We start from the raw sequence: 13,907 nt of genomic DNA on the forward strand, positions 1-13,907 counted from the left end.
GCAGGCTCCTTAGGCGCCACGGCGCCAGTCGCTGGGGGACTCGCCAAAGGCGTCTCGGAAAGTGCGGCTGAAATGCGCCGCGTCCAGGAAGCCCCACCGGGCGGCGACGGCCCCCACGGAGGTGCCCGAGTGCAGCGGATCCCTGAGGTCCCGGCGGACCCGTTCCAGCCGGCGGCTCCGGATCCAGCTGGCAACAGTGCTGCCGGACTCGTGGAAGACGTTATGCAGGTGGCGGGTCGAAATGAAATGCGCTGCGGCAATGCTGGCCGGCGAAAGCTGCGGGTCAGCGAGGTTCGACTCAATGTATTCACGGACCGACGTCGCCAGCACCGCCTGGGGCTTCATGCTGTCCGCAGCCAGATCCAGTTCCGAATGGAGCATGGTGGAGACAAGGTCCAGGGTGTTGGCCGCGAGCCGGGAACCACTGGGCCCGCTGAGTGCCTCCAGGTTGCCGGCGAGCTGCGTGATGAACGGTCCCACAATGCCCGCCAGGCTGGACTCGCCGGCCAGCCGGACTGCTGACAGCTGTCCCACGTAGTCCGGCGGCAGCGACAGGGAGTCGTGCGGGAACATGACCACCACCACGCGGGCCTGATCTTCGAACGCCAGCGTGTACGGGCGGTTGGTGTCATAGATGGCCAGGTCGCCGGGGCGGAGCACGGCCTCGCGGTTGTACTGGATGAGGAGCCCGGTACCCTCCAGCTGGAGGTTGAGCTTGAAATAACGCTGGTCGGACTGCGCCAGAAGCGCCGGTGTGCGGTGGACGCTGTGGCCCGAAGCCGACACCTCAACGATGCACGTGCGGTCCAGCACCCTGGAGCGCATGCGGCCGCGGAACTGATCGGGCCGGGCTGTTTCGGCGGCCAGCGGCACGAAGGACTGGGCTACGAGGTGCCTCCAGTGGTCAAAGGAGGTGGCCACGCTGGCGGTGAGGGTCTGGTCCGCGGGGCGGGCTGTGGTTGCTGGCATGAACATTCCTGACGCCGGTTGGCCATCTAAAATCGAGTCCCCAACACTGTGTCTTGGGACACAGTCGTTTCAGGTTAGCGGCGAAATCCCGCCCTGTCATCTTTTTTCAACATATGGCGAAAAAAGATTTCGTGAACAAGAAGCGGTCAAGCCTCTCACTTGTTCTTGCCCCGGGCCGCCACCGCCCAGCGGTCCACGAGCGCGCCGCCGCTGACGACTGCGACGTCGTCCACCAGGTTCATTGCGAGGCATACGTGGTTGGGGATAACTCGCAGCCGGTGCCCGATGGCGGGGGCAGTCCCGAGCTCGGGCCACTCGACAGTGGCGTGGTGCTCCGACAGCGCTGTGATCCGGGCGTCGGGGTGGTTCATCAGCCGACCAAATCCGCTTGCCCACGCCGGCCGGTCGCTGCCGAGGACCTTGCTGCCGGCGTCGATGATGAAACGCGCCGGTCCGTCCGCAGGGGTTGCGTGGTGGCTCACCACGGTGGCCGCCACCGTCAGCGCGATGTCCTCGGCGGCGCACCGCCCCAGCTCCAGCTGCTGGGCGTCGCCAAAGACGTAGACGCCCGGCCGGACCTCAGTGGCAGCCGAATTCCCGGTCAGCATCGCCGTCGGGGTGGAGCCGCCGCTGCGGCAGGTGACGTCGAATCCTGCCGCCGCTAGAATCTCGGACGCCCGGTTCAGGGCGTGCTGCTCCTGCCTGGCCGCCTCGACCGGCATGCCCGGGGCGTAGCTGTGTCCCGGGAAGGTGAAGACTCCCGCAACTTTCAGTCCGGCGCGCGCTGCTGCTTCGGCGACCGGTGCGACGGATTCCGGATGGACGCCGCTCCGGTGGTGGCCGCTGTCGACTTCCACGAGGACGCTGACGCTCCCCGCGGCATTTGCCAGGCCGGATCCCAGCGCTGTTGCTCCCTCCACGGAGTCGACGCCGACGGAGATCTGCACAGTTTGCGACAGGCGCCGAAGCCGCTCGGCCTTCTGCGGTGAAATCCACAGGGGGTAGGCAATGAAGAGGTTGCCGACTCCGGCAGCCGCGAACACTTCAGCTTCGCCGATGGTGGCCACCGTCAGTCCGGAGGCTCCGGCCGCGATCTGACGGGCGGCGATTTCGGGAATCTTGTGTGTTTTGGCATGTGGGCGCAGGCTCAGGCCCCGCGCCCGGACGGCTGATGCCATCCGCTCGATGTTCCGGTCGAGGATGTCGACGTCGATCATGATTTCCGGAGTATCGATTTCGTGCGGGATGGTCACTGCCGGCGTCTCCTGGCTGTAGGTGGGTTCTTTCGGGCGGGCTGCGGTGTGTGAGGTCCCAAGGCTAGCGCGTCAGCAGGCTAGCGGGTCAGTAAGGTCAGGAAGCCCTCGAGCTGCCCATCCAGGCCGAGTTCCGTCTCGCCCTCCGGAAGCAGTGCGGCTGCAATCTGGGCGCCCAGCAGCATGTTGAGCAGCTGCCCGGCCAGGCTGGCGTCGTCGACGGCGGTACTCACGTCGCCGCTGTCCCTGGCCTCCCCGAGATAGCGCCGGATGGCGTCTAGCCACTGCTGCATCGATTCCCGGTGGATCTGCGCCTTGCCGGGGTCGTTGATGGCCTTCTGCCAGAAGGGGATGACGATTCGGGCTTCATTGATCCGTTCCTCATCGAGGGGGAGCACTTCGACGCAGAACGCCCGCAGGGCCGCCAGTCCCGAAAGCCCCGCGGTGACTTCGGCGATGCGCCCGTTGGTCCGGTTGAAGACGTGGCCGAAGGCGAAGGTCAGCAGCGTGTCCTTGGTGGGGAAGTACGGTTTGAGGGCCCCGTTGGCGAAGCCCGCCTCGGTGGCGATTTCCCGCATCGTGGCGCTTTCAATGCCCATCCGGGCGATGATCCGCCAGGTCGCATCCACCAGTTCCAGGCGGCGCTCGTCGTGGTCAACAATCTTTGGCACGCGGCCGCTCCCCAGTAAATATTTAGCCCAGACTCTTGTGAGCCATCTTACGTTCGCTTATTATCTACAACTATAGAAAATAAAAAATCCGACCCGCCAGGGTCCCGGACAAAGGCCGCTATGACGCTCTCCATCACAGAAACAGCCAGCCCGTTCCGCCTTGCCTCAGCCGCGGAAATCAGCGAGGTGCAGGGCATTCTTCGCTCTGGGGGTCTCCTTGGTCCGGAGAAGCGCATCGCCTACCTGGGCGTCCTCGACCCTGCCCGCGGAACCGGAACTGAGGCGGATCGCCGTTTCCGTGTCTTCATCCACGATGTTTCGGGCGGCCGGCCCCAGGACATCACCGTCTCGGTCACCAGCGGCACGGTGATCTCCGACGTCGAACTCGACACCGCTGCCACCGGCGAACTGCCGGTCCTCGAAGAGGAGTTCGAGGTGGTGGAGCAGCTCCTGGCCACCGACGAGCGGTGGCTGGAGGCCCTGGCCGCGCGGAACCTGAACGTCAGCACGGTGCGAGTCGCCCCGCTGTCCGCCGGCGTCTTCGAGTACGCGGAGGAGACGGGCCGCCGGATCCTCCGCGGGCTTGCCTTCGTGCAGGAGTTCCCCGAGGACAGCGCGTGGGCCCACCCGGTTGACGGACTGGTGGCCTACGTGGACGTGGTCAGCAAGGAAGTCACCCAGGTGATCGACACCGGCGTGTTCCCCGTCCCGGCAGAGCACGGCAACTACACCGATCCCGAGCTCACGGGCCCGCTCCGCACCACCCAGAAGCCCATCAGCATCACCCAGCCCGAAGGCCCCAGCTTCACGGTGACCGGCGGCAACCACATCGAGTGGGAGAAATGGAGCCTCGACGTCGGATTCGACGTCCGCGAGGGTGTGGTTCTGCACAACATCGCCTTCCGGGACGGGGACCGGCTCCGGCCCATCATCAACCGCGCGTCGATCGCCGAGATGGTGGTCCCGTACGGCGATCCGTCCCCGATCAGGTCCTGGCAGAACTACTTCGACACGGGGGAGTACCTCGTGGGCCAGTACGCCAACTCCCTTGAACTGGGCTGCGACTGCCTCGGCGACATCACCTACCTCAGCCCGGTCATCAGCGACGCCTTCGGTAACCCCCGCGAGATCCGCAACGGCATCTGCATGCACGAGGAGGACTGGGGCATCCTGGCCAAGCACAGCGACCTCTGGTCCGGCATCAACTACACCCGCCGTAACCGCCGCATGGTGATCTCCTTCTTCACCACCATCGGCAACTACGACTACGGCTTCTACTGGTACCTCTACCTCGACGGCACCATCGAGTTCGAAGCCAAGGCCACCGGCGTCGTCTTCACCTCCGCATTCCCCGAAGGCGGCTCGGACAACATCTCCCAGCTGGCGCCCGGGCTGGGAGCACCGTTCCACCAGCACATCTTCAGCGCCCGCCTGGACATGGCCATCGACGGCTTTACTAACCGTGTGGAGGAAGAGGACGTGGTCCGTCAGGCCATGGGCCCGGGCAACGAGCGCGGCAACGCGTTCTCCCGGCAGCGCACCGTGCTGACCCGAGAGTCGGAGGCAGCCCGCGAAGCGGATGCCCGCACCGGGCGGACCTGGATCATTTCCAACCCCGAATCCCGCAACCGCCTGGGCGAACCGGTGGGCTACAAGCTGCACTCCCACAACCAGCCCACCCTGATGGCCGACCCCGAGTCCTCCATTGCCCGGCGTGCGGCGTTTGCCACCAAGGACCTGTGGGTCACCCGCTACGCGGAGGACGAGCGCTACCCGACCGGCGATTTTGTGAACCAGCACTCCGGCGGCGCGGGCCTGCCCGCCTATATCGCCCAGGACCGCGACATCGACGGCCAGGACATCGTCGTGTGGCACACCTTCGGCCTGACCCACTTCCCGCGCGTGGAGGACTGGCCCATCATGCCGGTGGACACCGTCGGGTTCAAGCTCCGTCCCGAAGGCTTCTTCGACCGCAGCCCGGTCCTGGACGTCCCCGCGAACTCCAGCCAGTCCGGCAGTCACTGCCGCGGCTAGGTTCACGCCGTGACCGCACTGCGGCTGCACTCCCGAACGGTTTCGGCGGTGACCGCAGCGTCCTGCGCGGTGCACCTGTGGCTTGTCGCCGGGAACCACCACGGCCCCTGGCTGGGCATCATGATGCTCGCGATGGTGGGGGTTTGCCTGCCGTGCGCTGTGCACCTGTGGCGCAGGGGCCGGGAGAGGGCCCTGCGTCAGGTGATGGGCTGTGCCCTGGCCATGACTGCCCTCCATGCAGTCCTGCTGCTGGGCGTGCCCGCCCTTTCCGGGGGCGGCGCACCCGGCCACTCCCATTCCGTAGCGGCGGTGGCGCCTAGTGCCGCTGGGACTGAAGGCCTGCTGGCCGTCGTCGTCCTGGAAATTACGACGGCGTTCCTCGCCGCGACGCTGCTCGCCCGCCTTCGCTCCGTCCCCCGGACGGCGGTTCTTTTCCATGCTGAAATGGAGCCCTAAGGGAAGGCCGGCACGCGGATGATCCTGCTCGACTCACTGGAGCGCCAAGTAGTGGCTGCCTTGCAGCTGGATCCCCGCTGCCCCTGGCGCAAGATGGCCGCCGTCCTCGGTGAGGCGGAGCGCACCGTTGCCCGCCGCGGGGCACAGCTCCTGGAATCCGGCGCCGTCGCCATCGCCGCCGTGCGGCCGCATCCGGCATCGATGCTCGTGGAAATGCGCTGCACCCCGGGCACGGCACGCGCTGCTGCGCAATCCCTCGCGCAGCGCTCCGACACCACATTCGTTTACACGATCACCGGCAATGGCGACTGCGTGGCCGAGATCCTGACGGACCCGGACCGGATGGGGGATATCCTCTCCGACGAACTGCCGTCCACAATCGGGCTGCGGCACTCCGTGAGTTATCCCGTGCTGCGGTACTTCCGGACCATCCAGGGTTGGCGGCCGGAGATGCTCACGGCGGAACAGGCCGATGCCCTGCGCTCGCCGGTTGCTGCGGACGCGGGCGTGTTCGCAGTCCGGCAGACCCTGAGCCGGCAGGATACCGAGCTCGTGGAAGCCCTCTGCGCCGATGGACGCATCAGTTTCGAGGCGCTGGCCCGGCGTGTGGGGGTTTCGGAAGCAACCGCCCGCCGGCGCTGCGAATGGCTGCTCGCCAACAACCAGGTCCAGCTCCGCGTGGTGGTGGAACCTGCCGCGCTTGGGTTCGCCGTCGAGGCGCTGGTGTGGATCAGGGCAGCCCCGCATCAAGTGGAGCGGCTGGGCAAGAGCCTGGCCGAGCTGCCCACGGTGCGCTACGCGGCAGCGCTGGCCGGTGACTACCAGATCGTGGCCGACGTGACTGTGCCCGACCTGCCGTCCCTTTACCGCCTCATCACAGCCTCCGACTGGGCGGCGCAGGCCGCCTGCGTGGACGTGTCCGTGCTGCTGGATGCGCGCAAACGCGGCGGACGCGTCATGCGCCCGGCGCGGACACCGGCCTGAGCCCACCGCGTCCGGAGGCTGACGTACCCAGCTCAGGGGCACCGAGCTCCGGGGCAACCGCGGAGTAACTGGTCTGCTGCTCGAACGCCCTGGCCCAGCGCAGCAGCTGCACGTCGGTGTAGTGGTTGGAGGCCAGCTGCAGTCCGATGGGAAGACCGGCCCCGCTGAACCCGGCGGGCAGGCTCAGCACCGGGAGGCCGGTGGCGGAGAGAAGGCAGGCCGACCTCATCCAGTCCAGATAGGTGTCGGAGGGGATGCCGGCCACCTCCTGCGGGTAGCGCAGCGACGCATCGAACGGCAGGACCTGGGCGCACGGGCTGGCAAAGAGGTCGTAGCGCGTGAAGAAGTCCTGAACGCTGTGTTCAAGCCGGGTACGGGCAGCATTAGTGGCAATGATGTCCTCTGCGGTGAGGGCAAGGCCCTTGCCGACGTTCCACCGGACCTCCGGCTTGATGAGATCGCCTGATTCGGCGACCAGCCCGCCCAGGCCGGCCGCGAAATCCAATGCGCGGGTGTTGCCGAACACCAGATCCGCCTCGCGGAAATCCGGGCACGCCTCCTCCACCACCGCGCCCAGTTCCTCAAACACGGCGAGCTGGCGTTCCAGGTGGTCCGCGATTTCCGGTTCCACCGGAACACCGATACCAAAGTCCCGTGACCAGCCGATCCGGACGCCACGCATGTCCGTTTCAAAGCCGGCCCTGAAATCATCCGGATCCACCACCTGCGGATGGGGCACGCGCGGATCCCGCCCAGCGGTGACGGACATGAACAGGGCGATGTCCTCCACCGTGCGCGCCATCGGGCCGGTCCGCCCCAGCCAGGACCAGGCGTTGACGTCGGACGGCATCGGAATGACTGCCAGGGACGGCCGGAACCCGACGATGTTGCAGAAGGACGCCGGGATCCGCAGCGAGCCACCCATGTCGCTGCCATCACCCATCGGCTGCACCCGGGAACCCACGACGGCGGCCACCCCGCCGCTGCTTCCGCCTGCGCTGAGGTCGGGCGCATACGGGTTGGTGGTGGTGCCGAAAAGGTCGGTGAACGTATGCGAGCCCGCCCCGAACTCGGGAACGTTGGTCTTGCCTGTGCTGACCACGCCGGCGGCCTTGAGCCGGGCGATGATCAGGTCGTCCTTGGCCGGCACGAAGTCCTTCAACACCACCGAACCCTGGGTGGTGCGCATGCCGGCTGTGTTGTTGGTGTCCTTATGGGTCAGGGGCAGGCCGTGCAGGGGCGGCAGTTCGGCGCCGGAGGCCGTGAGCTCATCGGCACGGGCTGCCAGCTTTACGGCGCCCTCGGCGTCGAGGGTCACCACCGCGTTGAGCTGGGGATTCACCTCGGCAATGCGTTCGAGATGGGAGTCGAGGGCCTCGCGGGCAGAAATTTCGCTGTTCCGGATGGCGGCTGTGAGCTCGACGGCGGAAAGTTCGCTGATGGTGTCAGGCATGGGTACTCCTTCGGGCGGCGGTTGCAGTGTGCGCGGTTGTACTTCCCTGAAGTGTGGAGGACCCGAAGCGGGAGCGGTAGGCATCCGCGGATGAAACCGCGGCATGACTGATCCGGCCAGATTTCTGGCCGATTCCGCCATCCCTTGCCGTCCGGAGCCGGTGTCCCGGACAGTATTCCTAACCTGCTGGCCGATCCGGTCGGAGGTCCAGATCCCGCGACGCAGCGGTCCTGCCCGCGGCATCGGCATCACCGGCCCCCAGTGGGCCCCAAACCAGGAGGCTCCCATGCACGCACCCATGGCCCCCACCGGCTCCACGGACATCCTTGCTATTGCCAACGCCCCCGTCCTCTGGCTCTGCGTCGCCGGCGTCTTTGGCGTCATCGTGGTCCAGTCGCTGATCTTCCTCCGTGCCGTGCGCCGGGCAGCCCCCTCGGTCCAGATGACACCAGCGGACATCAGGACGTCGTTCCGGTCCGGGGCTGTCTCCGCGATCGGCCCTTCACTCGCCGTCGCGCTGGTGGCGATCGCGCTGCTGGCACTCTTCGGTGCGCCCGCCGTGCTGTCCAGGATCGGACTGATCGGTTCCGCAGCCTACGACGTCTCGGCAGCAGGCATCGCGGCTGGCACCCTCGGAGCCAAGCTGGGCGATGAGAGCTACACTCAAAGCGTCTTCGCGGTGGCCTTCTTTGCCATGAGCATCGGCGGAGCAATGTGGATGATCGCCACGCTGATCCTCACGCCGCTGCTCCGCCGCGGCGACGCAAAGATCCGCGCGATCAACCCGGCGGCCATGGCTATCGTCCCCGCAGCCGCCCTCATCGGAGCCTTCGCATGCCTGGGCTTCACCGAGCTGCCAAAATCCGGCACCCACGTGGTCACCTGCGCGGTGTCAGCCGCCGTGATGGCACTGTCCCTGCTGCTGGCCAAGACGCTCGGCAAGAGCTGGCTGCGTGAGTGGGGCCTCGGTATCTCGATCGTAACCGCCCTTGGCGCGGCGCTGCTCACGTCCGGCAGCTGACGGGCGCACCCGCCACTGCCCGAACCGGGCCAGCCCGCACTAACCCCGAACCAGACTTAACAGGACAGGAAACCCAGGAATGACAGCCACGAGCACAGCACCAGCGGCCACAGACCAAGCCATGGCCGAGTTTGACCGCACCACCTCGCGCTGGGGAAGGGCCACGATGATCGCGGGCCTGCTGGTCTCCATCGCCGGCCCCCTGTACCTGGTGTTCGCCGGGGGACTGGACATCGCGCCGGCGCAGCTCTGGATCGCCTTCGCCGCCGTCGCCGCTACGTTCGGGATCATCTGGATCGTCGAGCCGCTGACGTATTACCCCATCCTCGGACCTGCTGCCATGTACCAGGCCTTCATGATCGGCAACATCTCCAACAAGCTCCTGCCCGCCGCCCTGATCGCGCAGACCAACATCGGAGCCAAGCCCGGAACCCGCCGCGGCCAGCTGGCGTCTGTCGTGGCCATCTGTGGTGCGGCCGCGGTTCACCTGGCCTCACTGGCCCTCTTCGTGGGGCTGCTGGGGAGCTGGCTCATCAGCGTCATCCCGCCTGCCGCCATGAATGTGACCCGGCTCTATGTGCTGCCCGCGGTCCTCGGCGCCGTGCTGGTCCAGGCCATCGTCTCCATGAAGCAGCCGCGGACCACGGTCATCGCCCTGGCCGTGGCGGCCGCCGTCGTATTTCTTGTCCTGCCCGCTGTTCCGGGACTGGCCATGGTCTCCACCGCGATCGCCGTGCTGGGGACGGTGCTGCTGGCGTGGTTCTTCCGGAGCCGGCAGCCTGCTTCCAAAGCCCGGCCGGCACAGCCGGTCCACCTCGAGTAGCAGGTCCACCACAAGTGCGTCCGTCCGGTATTTCCGGCCGGGCGCACTCAGCTTTAAGCCGCCGGCCCCGCTACGGTGCCAGCCGGCGGAACTCCGAGCCGAAATGCACCAGCGGGTCCGGAGCCTCGGACGGTGCCGCGGCCGTGCCCATGGCCAGCACCTCGCCCACAACAAGTAGGTGGGTGGCGGCAGGGTGGACCGAAACGGTGCGCAGCTCGAAGTAGGCGAGGCAGTCGTCGATGATGGCCGATCCTGTGGCCGGCCCGCGCCGGAAAGGCACCTGCGCGAGCAAACCATGCAGCGGCGTCCCCGGACTCGCCAGCCACGTCGCCGTGCCCTGATGCTTGCCGGACAGCACGCTCAGGGCCCAAGTGCCCGCTTCCTCCACGGCTTCGCCGATGCGGGACTCCGCGTACAGGCTAACCAGCATGGTGGGCGGGTCATAGGACACCGAGAGGAAGGCGCTGACCGTTGCGGCGTAGTCCCTGTTCCGCAGCCGGGTGGAAACTACGGCGACGCCGGCGGTGATGTCCGAACTCAGCCTGCGGTACAGGTCCACGTCGGAATCCGACGGCGGCCCCCCGCCCAACTGCCGTGCGTCCAGCGGCTCTGAAGTTTCCATGACGCCATCGTGCCACGTGGGGCCGATGTTAACCCTGTGGACAGTGGTGAATCCACTACGGCTGTGGCGCAGCTAACGCAATGGCGACCCAGCATCTGTAAGCCAATGGCCCGCCGTCGTTAACCCTGCGTTCACCTCCGACCCCAAAACTTGTTACCTGCGGCCCATAACTTCATTGAAGGTACAAAAAGTACGAATCTCACGCTCGGACGTCTCCGGTCCGCACCGCATCAGAAACCCTGGAAGGGGTACACCCAGTGAAGGCACTCCGCTTCGGCCGCCACGCGGCAATCGCTGTTATCGCCGTTGGCGCACTCGCGCTCACCGCCTGTGGTTCAGACAACGCCACGAACACCGCCCCGGCAGGCAGCGCCTCCGCCGCCGGCACCAAGGTCACCGGCACCCTGACCGGCATCGGCTCCTCCGCGCAGGGCGCGGCCATGGACGTGTGGAAGACCAACTTCGCCTCCGCGAACCAGGGCGCCACCGTGCAGTACTCCCCGGATGGCTCCGGCGCCGGGCGCAAGGCCATCATTGACGGTTCGGCTCAGTTCGCCGGTTCCGACGCCTACCTGAAGGACGAGGAACTGGCCTCGGCCAAGAAGGTGTGCGGCCCCGAGGGTGCCATCGAGATCCCCGTCTACATCTCGCCGATCGCCATTGCCTTCAACCTGCCGGACATCACCGAGCTGAAGCTGGACGCACCCACCGCGGCCAAGATCTTCCGCGGCGAGATCGCCAAGTGGAACGACCCCGCCATCGCAGCGCTGAACCCGGACGCGAAGCTCCCGGACCTTGCCGTCAGCCCGGTGAGCCGCTCTGACGACTCCGGCACCACCAAGAACTTCACCGAGTACCTCTCCGCGGCGGCTCCCGACGTCTGGAAGGACAAGGCCGAGGGCATCTGGCCGGCCTCCCTCAAGGGCGAGAACGCCAAGGGCACCTCCGGCGTCGTCAAGACCGTCACCGACACCCCGGGCGCCGTGACCTACGCCGACGACTCCGCCGTTGGCGGCAAGCTGGGCATCGCCCAGATCAAGGTCGGTTCCGAGTTCGCCAAGATCTCCCCGGAAGCTGCTTCCAAGGCAGTCGACGCCGGCAAGGCTGTTGAAGGCCGCGCCGACACCGACGGCGCCATCAAGCTTGACCGCACCACCACCGAGGCCGGTGCCTACCCGGTGGTCCTGGTTTCCTACCACATCGTCTGCTCCACCTACGACAAGCAGGAAACCGTGGACCTGGTCAAGGCTTTCGAGACCTACGTAGTTTCCGAAGAGGGCCAGAAGGCTGCCGCCGAGTCCGCCAAGTCGGCTCCGATCTCTGCCACCCTGGCCGAGAAGGCTGTCAAGGCCATCGAATCCATCAAGGTCAAGTCGTAGCTTTTGACCTGAACGCCGAGGTTCCCCGCCCAGCCGCCAGGCAGGGCGGGGAACTTAGCCGTGTAAAGCGCGGCTACAGCACGATCCACTTCTCTGACGCACCACCAACACCGAAGGGCCGGGTATGACCACCACCTCCCTGACCAGTTCCCAAGGCGCCGGCCGCGCCGGGGACAAAGTCTTCTCCGGAGCGGCCCTGGCGGCAGGCTGCCTGATCCTTGCCGTACTGTTCGGCGTGGCGCTCTTCCTCGTCATCCAGGCGATTCCCGCCTTCACCGCCCCCGCCGCGGACATCCAGGGCGGCGAGGGCTTCTTCGCCTACATCTGGCCGATCGTCATCGGCACCCTCATTGCCGCCATCATCGCCCTGGCCATCGCCACGCCGGTGTCAATCGGAGTGGCCCTCTTCATCTCGCACTTCGCCCCTCGCGGCCTCGCGTCCGGCCTCGGCTACGTGATTGACCTGCTCGCCGCGATCCCTTCCGTGGTTTACGGTGCCTGGGGCGCGGCCTTCCTGGCCCCCCAGATTTCGCCCGCGTACGGCTGGCTCGCCGCGAACATGGGCTGGCTGCCCATCTTCCAGGGACCTGCCTCCGCCACCGGCAAAACCATCCTGACCGCCGGCATCGTGCTGTCCGTCATGGTAATTCCGATCATTACCTCGCTGTCCCGCGAGATCTTCCTCCAGACCCCCAAGCTGCACGAGGAAGCAGCCCTCGCGCTGGGCGCCACGCGCTGGGAAATGATCAAGATGTCGGTGCTGTCCTTCGCCCGCCCGGGCATCATCAGCGCCGTCATGCTGGGACTCGGCCGGGCCCTGGGCGAAACCATGGCCGTGGCCCTCGTGCTGTCCTCCGGCGCGCTCACCGCCAGCCTGATCCAGTCCGGCAACCAGACCATCGCCGCCGAGATCGCCTTGAACTTCCCCGAGGCCAGCGGCCTCAAGGTGAGCACCCTGATCGCCGCGGGCCTGGTCCTGTTCGTGATCACCCTTGCCGTCAACATGATCGCCCGGTGGATCATCAGCCGGCACAAAGAATTCTCGGGAGCCAACTAAATGACCTCCACCCTGACCCCGGTCCGCAAGCGGTCAGCCCTGACCAAGGGCCAGTTGCCCAAGTACGCCCCTTACGTGGTCCTGGGCGTCGCGCTGGTCCTCGGGGCCGCCATCCTTGCCCTGATCGGATTCAATGCCTTCGGCTGGGGAGTGGTCTCCGCCATCCTGTTCGCCGCAGGACTCGTCGGCTGGAGCGCCGCCGTTGAGGGCTCACGGAAGGCCAAGGACAAGCTGGCCACCTGCCTGGTGGTGGGCGCCTTCCTGGTTGCACTGCTCCCGCTGATCTCCGTCATCTGGACCGTCATGGTCAACGGCATCCCGGGCCTGCTCAACCCCGGCTTCCTGGGAACCTCGATGAACGGCGTCACCGGCGTGTTCGACAACCGGGCGGCAGAAGGCACCGGGCCGGTAGTCGGCGGCATCTACCACGCGCTCGTGGGCACCCTGCAGATCACCCTGCTGGCCACCGTCATCTCCGTGCCGGTGGGGCTGCTGACGGCGATCTACCTCGTCGAGTACGGCAACGACCGCCCGCTGGCCCGCGCCATCACGTTCTTCGTGGACGTCATGACCGGCATCCCGTCCATCGTCGCCGGCCTCTTCGCTGCGGCGTTCTTCTTCGCCGTAGTGGGTCCCGGCACCAAGACCGGCGCCGTCGCCGCCGTCGCACTGTCCGTGCTGATGATCCCGGTGGTGGTCCGATCCAGCGAGGAAATGCTGAAGATCGTGCCCAACGAGCTCCGCGAGGCAGCGTACGCCTTGGGCGTCCGCAAGTGGCGGACCATTCTTAAAGTGGTAATTCCGACGGCGATCTCCGGCATTGCGTCCGGTGTCACCCTGGCAATCGCCCGGGTCATCGGCGAGACCGCACCCATCCTGGTGACCGCAGGGTTTGCGACGAGCATCAACAACAACGTGTTCGGCGGGTGGATGGCGTCCCTGCCCACGTTCATTTACACGCAGATCCTGAACCCCACCTCCCCGTCCAACCCCGATCCGTCGTCGCAGCGGGCGTGGGGTGCGGCCCTGGTCCTCATCATTCTGGTGATGCTGCTCAACCTCGGCGCCCGCCTGATTGCCCGGGTCTTCGCGCCGAAGGCAGGCCGCTAGGCCGGACCGCCAGTACCAGACCGTCCATACCGGCCCGTGCGGCCGGGATTTAGACTTCATTTCATACCAGCAAGT

The 13,907-nt window shown here is 66.8% G+C and carries 13 protein-coding genes; 8 read left to right on the plus strand and 5 right to left on the minus strand.

The annotated features are described in order from the left end of the window. Window positions 1–9: 9 nt before the first annotated feature. From J7I85_RS23260 to J7I85_RS23270, 3 genes are all read right to left on the minus strand, one after another. Window positions 10–969: a helix-turn-helix domain-containing protein gene (locus J7I85_RS23260; protein WP_214857878.1), complete on the minus strand. Its 960-nt coding sequence runs from the start codon at window positions 967–969 to the stop codon at window positions 10–12. A 155-nt stretch (window positions 970–1,124) separates the two neighbouring features. Further along, a complete protein-coding gene (locus tag J7I85_RS23265; protein WP_214857987.1) occupies window positions 1,125–2,186 on the minus strand; it encodes a D-TA family PLP-dependent enzyme in 1,062 nt (353 codons plus the stop codon). Between the two features lie 116 nt (window positions 2,187–2,302). Then, window positions 2,303–2,893 (minus strand): TetR/AcrR family transcriptional regulator, encoded by a 591-nt coding sequence (locus J7I85_RS23270; RefSeq protein ID WP_214857886.1) that lies wholly within the window; start codon window positions 2,891–2,893, stop codon window positions 2,303–2,305. A gap of 120 nt (window positions 2,894–3,013) precedes the next feature. On the opposite strand from J7I85_RS23270, the gene J7I85_RS23275 reads away from it, so the two are divergent. The 3 genes from J7I85_RS23275 to J7I85_RS23285 are packed head-to-tail and all read left to right on the plus strand — an operon-like array spanning window position 3,014 to window position 6,367. After that, a complete protein-coding gene (locus tag J7I85_RS23275; RefSeq protein WP_214857888.1) occupies window positions 3,014–4,927 on the plus strand; it encodes a primary-amine oxidase in 1,914 nt (637 codons plus the stop codon). A gap of 9 nt (window positions 4,928–4,936) precedes the next feature. Next, complete coding sequence (locus J7I85_RS23280) at window positions 4,937–5,383, plus strand: hypothetical protein (RefSeq protein ID WP_214857890.1); 447 nt, start codon at window positions 4,937–4,939, stop codon at window positions 5,381–5,383. Between the two features lie 18 nt (window positions 5,384–5,401). Further along, window positions 5,402–6,367 (plus strand): Lrp/AsnC family transcriptional regulator, encoded by a 966-nt coding sequence (locus tag J7I85_RS23285; protein WP_214857892.1) that lies wholly within the window; start codon window positions 5,402–5,404, stop codon window positions 6,365–6,367. Here J7I85_RS23285 and J7I85_RS23290 read toward each other — a convergent pair. Then, window positions 6,339–7,820 carry an amidase gene (locus J7I85_RS23290; protein ID WP_214857894.1) on the minus strand — a complete coding sequence of 494 codons (1,482 nt, stop codon included), beginning with the start codon at window positions 7,818–7,820 and terminating at the stop codon, window positions 6,339–6,341. The two genes, J7I85_RS23285 and J7I85_RS23290, sit on opposite strands and share 29 nt — an antisense overlap. A gap of 286 nt (window positions 7,821–8,106) precedes the next feature. On the opposite strand from J7I85_RS23290, the gene J7I85_RS23295 reads away from it, so the two are divergent. Together J7I85_RS23295 and J7I85_RS23300 are read left to right on the plus strand one after the other, a co-directional pair. Next, window positions 8,107–8,841, plus strand: coding sequence for a DUF5058 family protein (locus J7I85_RS23295; RefSeq protein WP_214857896.1), 735 nt, complete (start codon window positions 8,107–8,109; stop codon window positions 8,839–8,841). 79 nt (window positions 8,842–8,920) lie between these two features. Then, complete coding sequence (locus J7I85_RS23300; RefSeq protein ID WP_214857898.1) at window positions 8,921–9,664, plus strand: hypothetical protein; 744 nt, start codon at window positions 8,921–8,923, stop codon at window positions 9,662–9,664. A gap of 70 nt (window positions 9,665–9,734) precedes the next feature. Here J7I85_RS23300 and J7I85_RS23305 read toward each other — a convergent pair whose 3' ends face one another. Further along, window positions 9,735–10,286, minus strand: coding sequence for a flavin reductase family protein (locus J7I85_RS23305; RefSeq protein ID WP_214857900.1), 552 nt, complete (start codon window positions 10,284–10,286; stop codon window positions 9,735–9,737). A gap of 257 nt (window positions 10,287–10,543) precedes the next feature. Here J7I85_RS23305 and pstS point away from each other — a divergent pair, with 257 nt between their 5' ends. The 3 genes from pstS to pstA all read left to right on the plus strand — a co-directional run bounded on the left by pstS (window position 10,544) and on the right by pstA (window position 13,832). Further along, window positions 10,544–11,665 carry a phosphate ABC transporter substrate-binding protein PstS gene (pstS, locus tag J7I85_RS23310; protein ID WP_214857902.1) on the plus strand — a complete coding sequence of 374 codons (1,122 nt, stop codon included), beginning with the start codon at window positions 10,544–10,546 and terminating at the stop codon, window positions 11,663–11,665. Between the two features lie 124 nt (window positions 11,666–11,789). Next, entirely contained in the window at window positions 11,790–12,722 is a 933-nt protein-coding gene (gene pstC / locus J7I85_RS23315) for a phosphate ABC transporter permease subunit PstC (RefSeq protein WP_214857904.1), read from the plus strand. Further along, the gene (pstA, locus tag J7I85_RS23320) at window positions 12,723–13,832 is read left to right on the plus strand and encodes a phosphate ABC transporter permease PstA (RefSeq protein WP_214857906.1); all 1,110 of its coding nucleotides are present in this window, start codon (window positions 12,723–12,725) and stop codon (window positions 13,830–13,832) included. It abuts the gene before it with no gap. Window positions 13,833–13,907 lie beyond the last annotated feature (75 nt).

The organism is Arthrobacter sp. ISL-65, assembly GCF_018613795.1.
GTDB lineage: Bacteria > Actinomycetota > Actinomycetes > Actinomycetales > Micrococcaceae > Arthrobacter.

What these genes read in the sequence shown, in the direction of transcription:
- J7I85_RS23305 (WP_214857900.1), bottom strand. Translation starts at nt 10,286, where the DNA reads ATGGAAACTTCAGAGCCGCTGGACGCACGGCAGTTGGGCGGGGGGCCG.
- J7I85_RS23285 (WP_214857892.1), top strand. Translation starts at nt 5,402, where the DNA reads ATGATCCTGCTCGACTCACTGGAGCGCCAAGTAGTGGCTGCCTTGCAG.
- J7I85_RS23265 (WP_214857987.1), bottom strand. Translation starts at nt 2,186, where the DNA reads ATGATCGACGTCGACATCCTCGACCGGAACATCGAGCGGATGGCATCA.
- pstC (WP_214857904.1), top strand. Translation starts at nt 11,790, where the DNA reads ATGACCACCACCTCCCTGACCAGTTCCCAAGGCGCCGGCCGCGCCGGG.
- J7I85_RS23290 (WP_214857894.1), bottom strand. Translation starts at nt 7,820, where the DNA reads ATGCCTGACACCATCAGCGAACTTTCCGCCGTCGAGCTCACAGCCGCC.
- J7I85_RS23260 (WP_214857878.1), bottom strand. Translation starts at nt 969, where the DNA reads ATGCCAGCAACCACAGCCCGCCCCGCGGACCAGACCCTCACCGCCAGC.
- J7I85_RS23275 (WP_214857888.1), top strand. Translation starts at nt 3,014, where the DNA reads ATGACGCTCTCCATCACAGAAACAGCCAGCCCGTTCCGCCTTGCCTCA.
- J7I85_RS23295 (WP_214857896.1), top strand. Translation starts at nt 8,107, where the DNA reads ATGCACGCACCCATGGCCCCCACCGGCTCCACGGACATCCTTGCTATT.
- pstA (WP_214857906.1), top strand. Translation starts at nt 12,723, where the DNA reads ATGACCTCCACCCTGACCCCGGTCCGCAAGCGGTCAGCCCTGACCAAG.
- J7I85_RS23300 (WP_214857898.1), top strand. Translation starts at nt 8,921, where the DNA reads ATGACAGCCACGAGCACAGCACCAGCGGCCACAGACCAAGCCATGGCC.